The organism is Streptomyces sp. NPDC059224, assembly GCF_042754285.1.
Lineage (GTDB): Bacteria > Actinomycetota > Actinomycetes > Streptomycetales > Streptomycetaceae > Streptomyces.
The window spans coordinates 181,564-191,731 of record NZ_JBHZAN010000022.1 but is presented as its reverse complement, the minus strand read 5'-3'; the positions used below and the strand labels follow the sequence as shown (position 1 = coordinate 191,731).

Below are 10,168 nucleotides of genomic sequence, written 5' to 3'. Positions count from 1 at the left end.
CTGCACCACGTGCGCACTGTTCGCGGTCGACATCAGATCGACGCCCATGACCTTCCCGGAGTTCTTGTTACGGATGCGGTACCAGCCGTCACCGTTGTCCACCAACTGCCAGAGATGGTCCGCGGTGCCGTTGTCGTCGAACTGCACCACGTGCGCACTGTTCGCGGTCGACATCAGGTCGACGCCGAGGACCTTCCCGGAGTTCTTGTTGCGGATCAGCCGGTACTCGGCGACCGGCTGCCACGGGTGGCCGGTCGGTGAGGCGGTGGGGAACGCGGAGATCCGCAGCCGGGCGGCGCCCATCGGAATCAGCGTCACGGTCTCGACGGCGGCGGTGCTGCGCGCCGGCGAGTCCTGCACCGGGGCGACCACGTGCTGGCCGTCCGCCTGCCATTCGCCGATCTTCCGTGCGGGTGCGGTGATCCGTACCGGCGTCGTGTCACGGCTGAAGGGGTCGGCGGGCAGCGGGCCGCCGCTGCGACTGAACGTCCAGGTCCCGTCGTCCGGGGCGAGGCCGTAGTTCCACGCCGTGGTCGCGTGCACCTCGTACTCGGGGAACTGGGAGGTGCCGCCGTACTGGACGTAGTTCTCGCCGATGCTCAGCGAGTAGGTGAGCGGTCCCCGGTCGACCGCGGTGACTCCGTGGTTGCCGGTCCAGGTGCGCAGCACCGTCGACTGCGGGAAGCGCAGTGTCACGGTGTCGCCGCTGTTCCAGGTGCGCCGGACCACGCTCCAGGACGGGCCTGCCGACGCGGAGGCGGCGGCGCCGGCGACGGTGAGCTGCGGGGATCCGCACCAGCCGGGGATGCGGAGGTACAGCGGGAAGGCGAGCGGTTCCGGCGTGGAGACGGTCAGGGTGACCGTCTCGCCGAACGGGTAGTCGGTGGTCTCGGTGATGGTCACCGTGGTGCCGTCGGCCACCTTCGCGGTGACCTGGCCGGGTGCGTACATCGCTGCCGCCAGTCCCTTGTCGGGGGTGGCGAGCCACAGCTCCTCGGTGAAGTAGGGCCAGCCCATTCCGTAGTTGTGCGGGCAGCAGCGGTACTGGTCGACGCCGGGCATGAACGCCTGCATGGCGAAGTTGTTCTGGAACTGCCCCTGGGTCTTGGCGGTGTCGTCGAGGTCGACGCTGTTGGCGCCGGTGATGTAGTGGATGCTCTTTCCGGACGGATCGAGTGCCGCGGGCAGCGAGTTGAAGGCGAGGTCCTCGCAGCGGTCCCCCCAGACCGGGTCGCCGGTGATCCGGGTCAGCAGCTGGTGGCTGGCCATGAACTCCACGATGCCGCAGGTCTCGAAGCCCTGCCGGGGGTCACGGAATCCGGGCCGCGCGTTCTCGTCGCCGGCGAACCCCCCGCCCGGGAACTGGCCGTAGGAGGTCATGACCGAGGTGTAGTTCTGGTACGCGGCCTGGGTGAGCGCGGTGGACGGCGAGCGCAGCGCGTACTGGGCGGGCTCGCGGAATCCCTGCGCGATGTTGACGTTGTGCAGCGACGGGAGGTTGTCGACCCAGTCGGCTCCGTTGGTGTGGATCTTGTCGGCGAGGGAGAGCAGGAACGAGTCGCCGGTGCGGTTGTAGAGCCAGAAGACGCTGTCCAGTCCGTCGCCCCAGCGCACCGACACCCAGCTCTGGTTGAACGCGGAGGGGCCCTGCGCGTTCATGAAGCGGAAGAAGCCGGTGAGCAGGGGGACGATCCGGCTGTCCCCGCTGTACTCCTGCCAGTTGCGCAGCGCCCAGGTGAGCGGCAGGAAAGGCCAGAAGTCCGGGCCTCCGCCGAGCGAGGTGCGCAGGGCTGTCGGACCGAACCAGCCGTCGGACCGGCGGGTGGCCACGATCGCGTCGATCCACTGGCGGACGGCGGCCAGCGCGGTGGGGTCCTTGGTGAGGATCGCCAGGTCCACGTAACCGCGCAGCCAGTACGGGACTTCCTCCCAGCCGGTGCGCTCGGGGTGCACCCAGCCGGATTCGGACATCACCAGGAAGTGCGAGATCGCGGCGTACTGGCCGCACAGTCCGGCGAGTTGCTGACGCAGCCGGGCGTCGAGCCAGCCGCGCGCGGTGACCGCGCCGGGCGGCAGCCGCAGGAAGGCGGTGGGGGAGAGCGGCGCGGCGTTGGGCGAGTAGAGCCCGCCGGACGCGGGTGCCACGCATGACGATGTCGTGGCGTCTGCGCTGCGAGTGCCGCTCGCCGCCTGCGCGGGGCCGGCCATGGAGAGCGGGAGTCCGCTCGCCCCGGCCGCGGTGAGCGCGCTGGCGACGAAGTGTCTGCGGTTCAGGGGCATGGGGGAGCCTCCTGGCACGGTCCGGGACGTGAGGGGACCAGGGCCCGCGCGTTCAGCACCGGGGCGCCTGGGGCATTTCAACGTTGGAAAGCAGAGAACCAACGGGCATGAGAGCACGGACCGGGGGCCGTGTCCAGAGGTTGCGCGGGATCGGGGCAGTCCGGCGCCGGCGAGTCAACTCCGGTTCGGCTGGCCTGATTTCCTCTCCGAACGCGCGGGACGGCTCTGCTGACGGCCGGTGCGGACGACAGTGCCGGGTGCCTGGCGGGAACGGACGACAGCGCCGGGTGCTGGCGGGAACGGAAGGTACAGCTGTCCGGGGCCGGACGGGCCCGCCGGTCGATCTCGTACCCGTCGGCCTCGAAGGCGGCCGTCGTGCGGTGGCCGGGTGGGGTCGCGGTGCGTGTGGCACCGGCGCCCCGCACCGCGCGCGGCGGCCACGAGGGGGGTTCACGGTCGTCTCCGCGCGTGCCGTGCCAGGTCAGGAGGCCGGCACCGACGGCCACAGCCAGGGCTTGCGGCGGCCCGGCCCCGGCTTGAGACCGTCGGCGATCGAATAGACAGTAAGAACCATGAACCGGCACCGACAACCATCGCGGCGCGCTCCGTGGATCGCGGGCGGAGCGGCCGTGGTCGCCGTGGGGGCCGGTTTGGCGACCTGGGCGCTGGTGTCGTCCGACAACGGTGGCAGCACCCCCCACGCGACGTCGTCACCCTCGGTGACGGCGTCCATATCGGTGCCGGTGCCGCCGTCGACGCCGAGTCCGTCCCCGTCTCCTTCGCCGCGGCCGTCGGCCCCGAGTTCACCGGCCTCGGCGACGCCGAGGCCGGCACACCCCCCGGCGCCCAGGCCGACCCGGACCGTACCGCCGGTGCCGAGCGTCACCCGGCCGGCGCCCCACCGAACGGTCCCGGCTCCCCCGCCGCCGGTACACACGCCGCCGACGAAGCCGGCGCCTCCCCACACGACGACGCCCAGACCGCCGGTGACCCCACCCGGACCCACCTCACCCCAGCCGACCTCACCCCCGCCGACTCCACCCTCGGCGACCCCACCCCGGCCGACTCCGCCCCTCCCGACCGCGCCTCGCCCGACCGCACCCCTCCCGACCGCGCCTCGCCCGACCGCGCCCCTCCCGACCGCGCCCCGGCCCTCGCTGCTCCCCACGACGGCGCTGCCTTCGCTGCCGCCCACGACGGGGCTGCCTTCGCTGCCGCCCACGACGGCGCGGCCCAGCCCGCCTCCGGTCACCTCGCGGCCCTCGCGGACACCCGTCGTGCCCAGGACCCCGGCCCCGACGACCACCGGCAATGCGCCGGGAACGACCACCTGGATCACGTCGTCGGAGGCGGTGGCCGCCGCCAAGCGGATGGCGGCTGCCCAGACGGTCGGTGACCCGGTCTGTTCGCTGTCGGCCGTGGGCCAGCCGAACCCGAACCTGGTGCCGCAGGGCCGGCGTATCGGCATCGGGCACTACGGCGACTACTGGTGCCTGATCTGGTAGCCCGCCACGGGCACGGCCACGTCCGGGTATACGTTCACACGACTGGGCTATCGGGCACCGGCCTGTCGCATTCCGCCCGCTGTCCCCTGATCGGCCGAACGCCGTCGGCAGGCTGCCAACCGATGACGTCGACGCGTTGGGGGTCGCACAGGACCGCTCCCTCGAGACGGGCTCCGGTGAGGCCGGTGAGGCCGTGTGGTGGCGTGCCGGTGGCGACTCGGCCGAGGACAGCGCCCGTGAGATCCGCACCGCGCGGATCCGCGTCGCGGATATCGCAGCCGGCGAGGTGCGCTCCCCGCAGTGAGGCTCCGCGCAGGTCAGCACGGATCAGATCGCAGAACTTGAACCAGCGGCCGTCCAAGTCGGCGTGGCGCAGGTCGGCCTCCGCGAACGAGCACCGGGTGAATCGCAGCTGCGAGGTCCTCGCCGCTCAGGGCTGAGCAGCGCTGAACTACGGCGAGTTGTTGTCGGGGGTGGGGGATGCGGCCATGAACGCCAGCGTGCCGGCCGAGCCGGAAGCAGGCTCGCGAATGGCCTGGGCCGTCCCGGTCGGGGCCATGCCCTGCTCCTCCTCTCGCTCAACGGCTCCCGGTTGAATCCGGTTGCCGCTCCGTGGCCGGGTGCGCATTCTGCTGGGATGCGCTTCTCCGTCAACATCCCGAACTTCGGTGACTTCGCCGACCCCCGTAACGTCGCGACCCTCGCGGCCGTCGCCGAACAGGCGGGCTGGGACGGGCTCTTCGTCTGGGACCACGTGCTGCACCGACACCACCAGGGGCGTCCCTTCGCGGACCCCTGGATGCTGCTGACCGCGGCCGCGCTGGCCACCTCCCGCATCCGGCTCGGCACCCTGCTGACACCGGTCCCCCGCTACCGGCTTCAGCAACTGGCCCGCCAGGTAGCCACCCTGGACCACCTCAGCGGCGGCCGGGTGATCTTCGCCGCCGGTCTGGGCGGCCCGATCGAGGACGAGTACCGCAGCTTCGGCGACACCGCCGAACCACGTCTGCTCGGCGAACGGCTGGACGAGGGACTCGACCTGCTCGACCGCTTCTGGTCCGGCGAGGCGGTGAACCACCACGGCCGGCACTACGAGGTCCGGGACGTGACACTGCTGCCCGCCACCGTGCAACGGCCCGCGCCGCCGGTGTGGATCGGGGGGTTCTGGCCGCGTCGCGCACCGATGCGACGAGCAGCGCGGTGGGACGGCGCGGTACCGCTCTTCGAGACAGCCCGGCACGGTCACGTCCCGGACACGGCGGAAGTACGCGATCTGGTCGGCTACGTGCGCAAGCACCGTACGACCGGGGCCGAGCGCCCCTTCGAGATCGTGCTCGGCGGAGCCACTCCCCCGGACCCGGCGAAGGCGAGGGACGTGGTCGGTCCCCTGCACGACGCCGGTGCCACCTGGTGGGACGAACGACAGGTCCAGACCGGCCCGGACCTGCACCGCCTCCCTCCGGTGCTGCACCGGGTCGAGGCCGGTCCACCGGTGCTCTGAACCGCCGGTCGAGTTGGCGTGCCGCGTGGCCGGGAGACGGCCGGTGCGGTCGTCTCCCGGCCTGGCGGTCAGCCGAGGGTGACGGTCGCCGAGGCGGTCAGTCCGCCGGCGGTCACCTTGACGGTGACCTCGCCGGCGCGGACCGCCGTGAGTGTTCCGGCCTCGGGGTCGAGCAGGGCGCGGGTGTGCGAGCTCCGGCCGAGGTCCTTCGCCTCGGACGGCGACCGCACGACGGCGACGCCGCCGCTGCCCTCCCAGGTGACGCTCGCCGGGAACCGCAGCGGGAACCGCAGTCCGAACTCGCCGGTGATACCCGTCGCGGCGAGGCCGCCCTTGGCGCCCACGGCGATCCGCGGCGGTGCCGACAGTTCGATGCCGTCGATCAGCGGCACGCTCTCGGCCTGGAGCCACTGCCGGGTCTGCGGGCTGGGCTCACCGGCCCTGACCCGGGCCGGCCGCGGGTCGACGGCGACGTGCATCCACCCGAAGAAGCCGCCTTGGTCGGGCGAGCTGTAGGGGGTCTTGCCGACGGCCGGGGTGTTGACCTCCAGCACGCCGTCGGTGCGCGTGACGGCCGCCATGTGCGCGTGGCCGTTGAACAGGGCGATCGGCTTGCCGGACTTCTCGCGGAAATCGGCGAGCCAGCGCTGGAGCAGCGCGGCCTCCAACTGGTCGGAGAGCTGCGAGGCGCCGGTTCCGGTCGGGTCGTGCAGCGGGTGGTGGAAGGAGAGCACGACGCCCGTCACCGTGCGGTCGGTGGCCGCCTTCTCCAACTCGGCCTGCAGGAGCGGCACCTGGTCCCAGTCCGAGGTGCGCATGTCGCCGGTGTGGGAGTCGAGCAGGATGAAGCGGGTGCCCTTGTGGTCGAGGATCTGCTTGTTGGGGCGGCCGGTCGCGGCGAGGAACGCGTCGAGTCCGCCGGTCGCCGACAGGCCCGCCTCGTGGTTGCCCGGCGTCCAGTACACCGGCAGGCCGGCCGGTACGTGGTCGTGCAGGAGGCCGTTGGCCAGGTCGAAGTCGGCGGGGTTGTTGTTGTCGACGAAGTCGCCGTTGACGAGGATGAAGTCGGGCCTGCTGTCGACCGCCTGCTTCAGCGCGATCGCGGCCTGCCGTCCGGAGAAGGAGTTCAGGCCCGCGGCGGCGCTGACGTGCAGGTCGGACAGGACCGCGAAGGTCCAGCGGTGGTCGGGCAGCCCGCCCGGTCCGACCACGTACGGGTCGGCCGTCGGCCGCTCGGAGTTGTCCGGCTGCTGTCCGACCTGCGCGGCGAGTCCGTCGAAGTCGAGCTGACCGGCGTTCTTGTTGGTCTGCGAGGTCTCGGCGATGTAGACGCGCAGCAGGGTCAGCGGCTCGGAGTAGCCGGCGGGTATGTCGCCGACGACGCGGCGCCAGCCGGTCCAGTCCACGACCGTGGTGAACGTGAACGGCACGTTCGTGGTGCCCTGCGAGGAGATCATGGCGCGCAGCCAGTGGTTGCGTCCGTCGCCGTTGACCCACAGGGCCAGCCGCCGGGTTCCGGCGGGCAGCGTGACCGGGCCGGCGCCTGCCACCGCGTAGGCCGCGGAGGTGCTGGTCTGACCGGTGAAGTCGTAGGTGAGCCGCAGGGCGTGGTTGTCCGCGGCGGCGCCGGGGCGGTCCGCGGCGGGGACGAACCCGACGGACGCGGTGCCCTTGGCGGCCAGGGCCGTCCACTTCTCGTCCGGCTCGAACTCGGCCAGGGACACGTCGAGCAGGCCGACCGTCACCGGGAGCCTGGCCATCACTCCCTGCACGGTGGCGGTGATGTTCGCGGCCCGTCCGCCGGCGTCCGCGTCGCCGGTGATCTGCAGGCTGCCGTCGGCGCCGGCCTTCACGGTGAGCAGGGTCTCGTCGTAGTCGAGTTCGACGTCGCGCGGCGCGACCGGGGCGTCGAACCCGTCGGCGTCGTAGCCGGTGAGGTGGACGTGCGCGGTGGCCCCGGGGTCGATGGTGACCGCGCGCTGGGTGAACGCGAGCCGGTGCAGGTCGCCCAGCACACGCACCTCGTAGCGGCCCTCGCTGGAACCGCTGCGGGCGCGCAGCGTGCCCGCGCCGGGACGGCCGGCGCGGAAGATTCCGTCGCGCACCTTGCCCAGCGGGCCGGGGTGGGTGCTCCACCTGACCGAGTCGTGGTGCAGGGGGACGGGCGCCCAGGTCTCGTCGTAGCCGGCGGCCGCGAGGTCGAGCGTGAGCCCGGTGATCACCCGGTCGGCCTGCGGGCGTACGTCGATGCCGCGCAGCCGGCCCGATCCCTCGGGGCCGAACAGGCCGACGCCGTTGGGCACCGGCCGCTCGTTGCCGTCGGAGGGGGTGTTGACGACGCTGACGGCGGCGTCACCCGGGTGCCGGGCGACGATCTCGGTCGAGCCGCCGCCGTCGAGCATGAACGCCTCGGTGGCGCCGAGGCGCACCAGGAGTTCGGCCATGTCGTCGAAGCCGAGGCCGGCGGAGAAGTTGGCCGATCCGTCGACGGCGACCAGCAGCAGCCGGTGTCCGCCGTCCAGCCAGGCGATGGCGGTCCGGGGCTTGGGGGCGTCGTTGCCCGTGTCGGGCGGGAAGTCGACGGCCGCGCCGCTCTTGACGAGCACGGCGCCGCTGCCGAGCGCCATGGTGAGGGCGGTGGGCGCGTCGGTCTGCGGGGCGAACGCCACGGAGACGGTGTCGCCGGGCTTGGCGGAGGCCAGTTGGGCGGCGGCGGCGCCCCGGCCCAGGACGATCAGGCCGTCATCTGGCACCGGGGTGGCGGTGATCCGGTTGCTGACCGTGGCCACCGTGCCGCCCCTGACGACGAGTTCGGTGAACGGCCCGGCGTCCTGGATGAGCGTGCGGTCCGCAGTGCCCCAGAGCGGGGTGTGAACGGCGATGCCGTCGGCGGGCACGGAGGCGGAGTTGAGGGCGGCGAGCGGCCGCTCGGTGCCGGCGACGGTGACCGAGCCGGCGAGGACGAGGTCGGCGAGGCGCGCGATCCGGTCGGCGCCGATGGCCGCGACCGTCGCGTGCTGGTCGGTGCCCTTGCGCAGGTGCCCGCCCTGGATCTCCGGGCCCTCGGCCGCGAAGGTCTCGGTGATGTCGAAGTAGTCGCCGTTCACGGCGGCGACGGCGTGCTGGGTGTCCGTGGTCCGCGTGAGGGGGCGTGCCTCGCTCACCTTGTCGGCGATCAGGTCGACGCCGACGGACTCGTTGCCCAGGTCGGCGTTGAGGACGTGCACCCGGGTCCAGCCGGTACGGCCGAAGGTGTCGAAGGAGGTGAGCACGATCCCGGGCGCCACCGGACGGTCCACCCGGCCCGCGACGACCGACTCGCCGTCCACGGTGAGCTGGTACTGAGGCACGGGGAAGGCGGGGAAGCGCGAGGGCGCGGCGGCCGGGGTGCCGGGCACGCTGCCGGGCCGCCCGGGTCCGGTCCGCGGGCTCGCGGAGGAGGTCGCGGTGCCGCCGGTGGCCGCGAGGCCCGCGGCCACCGCGCCGACGATGAGCCCGCGGCGTGAGAGCCCCGCTACGCCGTTGTGCTGGTGGTCGTTCATGGGGCGCGACGATAGGGGTCTGGACCTCATGGAGATGAACGACCAGATGAACGTCAAGGTGAACGCGGGTTTCCGAAGCTCCGCCCGGCTGCGCGGACCGCGCCGGGTGCGGGCCGGGCAGGCCCTGACGACCGCTCAGACCACGGCGAGCCGGTCCACGAGCAGTTCGACCCTCCGTTCGGCGTCCCCGGGCGGAAGCCGTCCCGCCCGGGTCAGGGTCGCCAACCCGTGCAGTGCCGCCCAGAACACCTCGGTGAACAGCCCTGGGTGGACACCGTCACCGGCGACCTCGGCGAGGCTCTCCAGCAGGGCGGCGAAGGCGTCCTTCAGCGGCTCCGGGGTGTCCTCCCTCGCGAACGCCAGGCCGCCGTCGAGCTGGAACATGGCGTCGTAGACCGCCGGGTTGCGTTCGGCGAAGCCGAGGTAGGCGCGGGCGAGGGCGGTGACCCGGTCGCGCGGGCCGTCCGCGGCCGAGGCCGCGGACCGCAGCGCCGCGGCCATCTCGGCGGCGCCCTCCAGGGCGACGGCGCCGATGATCTCGCGCTTGCCGCGAAAGTGGCTGTAGAGGACGGGCTGGCTGTACTCGATGCGCTCGGCGAGGCGGCGGGTGGTCACCGCGTCCCAGCCCTGCTGCTCGGCGAGTTCGCGGGCCGTGGCCAAGATGAGGCGTTCACGGCCCGCCCGCTCACGCTCCTTGCGTTCCTGTACCGACATGGCTCGACTCTAGCACCGCTAGACAATCGAGCGACAGTAGAGATAGCGTCGACCCGTCATCTAGCAACGCTAGGTTCCAGGAGGGGTCGTCATGCTCCATGCACTGGAGGTCTTCACCACCGTCGCCGTAGGCGTGATGGTGGGGGTGGAGTTCTCCGTCGCCTTCTTCGTCAATCCGATCCTCGACGGCCTCCCCGGTGACAGCGCTCAGCACGGCCGCAGCCACGGCGCCCGGCTGCTCGGCGGCGTGATGCCCCTCTGGTACCTCACCTCGCTCGTCCTCGTCGGGGTCTGGGCCGGCGCCGGACGGCACCACCACGGTGCCGGACTCGTCGCGAGCGCCGGCGCGCTGCTGATCGTCAGCGTGGTCATGTCGGTCCTGCTGCTGGTCCCGATCAACAACCGGGGCAGGACGTGGACCGCCGAGAACCGGCCCGAGGACTGGAAGGAGCAGATGAACCGCTGGGACCGCTTCCACTACCTCCGCGTCGCCGTCATCGTCGCCGCCTTCACCCTGCTGGCCGCCGCCCTCGCCTGAACCCACGGGCCTTCGTGGATCCGCCATGTCTTGGTGGATCCGCCGACCTCGCCGCCGAGCCGTTCCGCGCCGTCCATGTCGGTCCCAC

General features: G+C 72.5%; 8 protein-coding genes. 3 read left to right on the top strand and 5 right to left on the bottom strand.

What is annotated here, in order from left to right; translation table 11 throughout:
• Positions 1 to 2,280, bottom strand: a 2,280-nt coding sequence (locus ACFXI4_RS25185; RefSeq protein WP_384994760.1) for a beta-L-arabinofuranosidase domain-containing protein, incomplete at its 3' end; no start/stop codon positions are given.
• A gap of 481 nt (positions 2,281 to 2,761) precedes the next feature.
• A complete protein-coding gene (locus ACFXI4_RS25180) occupies positions 2,762 to 3,166 on the bottom strand; it encodes a hypothetical protein (RefSeq protein WP_384994757.1) in 405 nt (134 codons plus the stop codon).
• A 391-nt stretch (positions 3,167 to 3,557) separates the two neighbouring features.
• Here ACFXI4_RS25180 and ACFXI4_RS25175 point away from each other — a divergent pair, with 391 nt between their 5' ends.
• The gene (locus tag ACFXI4_RS25175) at positions 3,558 to 3,785 is read left to right on the top strand and encodes a hypothetical protein (protein ID WP_384994754.1); all 228 of its coding nucleotides are present in this window, start codon (positions 3,558 to 3,560) and stop codon (positions 3,783 to 3,785) included.
• 34 nt (positions 3,786 to 3,819) lie between these two features.
• Here ACFXI4_RS25175 and ACFXI4_RS25170 read toward each other — a convergent pair whose 3' ends face one another.
• The gene (locus tag ACFXI4_RS25170; protein WP_384994782.1) at positions 3,820 to 4,197 is read right to left on the bottom strand and encodes a pentapeptide repeat-containing protein; all 378 of its coding nucleotides are present in this window, start codon (positions 4,195 to 4,197) and stop codon (positions 3,820 to 3,822) included.
• Between the two features lie 225 nt (positions 4,198 to 4,422).
• Here ACFXI4_RS25170 and ACFXI4_RS25165 point away from each other — a divergent pair, with 225 nt between their 5' ends.
• Positions 4,423 to 5,286, top strand: coding sequence for an LLM class flavin-dependent oxidoreductase (locus ACFXI4_RS25165; RefSeq protein ID WP_384994752.1), 864 nt, complete (start codon positions 4,423 to 4,425; stop codon positions 5,284 to 5,286).
• 68 nt (positions 5,287 to 5,354) lie between these two features.
• On the opposite strand, the gene ACFXI4_RS25160 is transcribed toward ACFXI4_RS25165, so the two are convergent.
• Positions 5,355 to 8,828 carry a phosphodiester glycosidase family protein gene (locus ACFXI4_RS25160; RefSeq protein ID WP_384994750.1) on the bottom strand — a complete coding sequence of 1,158 codons (3,474 nt, stop codon included), beginning with the start codon at positions 8,826 to 8,828 and terminating at the stop codon, positions 5,355 to 5,357.
• Positions 8,829 to 8,963: 135 nt separating this feature from the next.
• A complete protein-coding gene (locus ACFXI4_RS25155) occupies positions 8,964 to 9,542 on the bottom strand; it encodes a TetR/AcrR family transcriptional regulator (RefSeq protein WP_384994747.1) in 579 nt (192 codons plus the stop codon).
• Positions 9,543 to 9,633: 91 nt separating this feature from the next.
• Between ACFXI4_RS25155 and ACFXI4_RS25150 the strand changes: the two genes are divergently transcribed.
• On the top strand, positions 9,634 to 10,080 hold the full coding sequence (locus tag ACFXI4_RS25150; protein ID WP_384994745.1) for an anthrone oxygenase family protein: 447 nt from the start codon (positions 9,634 to 9,636) through the stop codon (positions 10,078 to 10,080).
• Positions 10,081 to 10,168 lie beyond the last annotated feature (88 nt).

Excerpts from the sequence above, each read along its gene's own strand:
- ACFXI4_RS25165 (WP_384994752.1), top strand. The coding sequence starts at position 4,423 with ATGCGCTTCTCCGTCAACATCCCGAACTTCGGTGACTTCGCCGACCCC.
- ACFXI4_RS25150 (WP_384994745.1), top strand. The coding sequence starts at position 9,634 with ATGCTCCATGCACTGGAGGTCTTCACCACCGTCGCCGTAGGCGTGATG.
- ACFXI4_RS25155 (WP_384994747.1), bottom strand. The coding sequence starts at position 9,542 with ATGTCGGTACAGGAACGCAAGGAGCGTGAGCGGGCGGGCCGTGAACGC.
- ACFXI4_RS25160 (WP_384994750.1), bottom strand. The coding sequence starts at position 8,828 with ATGAACGACCACCAGCACAACGGCGTAGCGGGGCTCTCACGCCGCGGG.